General features: G+C 76.5%; 1 pseudogene. It reads right to left on the bottom strand.

Annotated features, from left to right (window positions below):
* Positions 1-273 (bottom strand): annotated as a pseudogene (locus tag G3I42_RS31990) (LuxR family transcriptional regulator); the annotation flags it as partial.
* Between the last annotated feature and the right edge of the window lie 51 nt (positions 274-324).

Genomic DNA, 324 nt, shown 5'->3' with positions numbered 1-324 from the left:
CACGGCCGCGAGCCGCCGCGCCGCCGCGCCGGCGTCGTCCCACCGCCCGCGCTCCAGGTACGCCCACGCCACCGCCCCCGCGAGCCCTTCCGGCAAACCCCCGCGTCCGTCCCAGGCGTCGGCGCCCCGGTCGATGAGCCGCACGGCCAGCGGGGTCTCGTCGAGGAGCCACGCGAGGATGCCGAGAGCGGACAGGTCGGCCGAATCGGCGTCTTCCGCAAGTGAGTTGAGGTGTGCCACGGCTGCGGGCCTGTCGGTGTGCGGGTCGGTCACGACGCGCGTCCAGGCGTACCGCGGGCCACGCTCCCCGTCCTGCGGGAGCTC

It is taken from the genome of Streptomyces sp. SID11385 (genome assembly GCF_010548245.1).
GTDB lineage: Bacteria > Actinomycetota > Actinomycetes > Streptomycetales > Streptomycetaceae > Streptomyces.
This window is presented reverse-complemented; position numbering and strand designations above follow the sequence as displayed.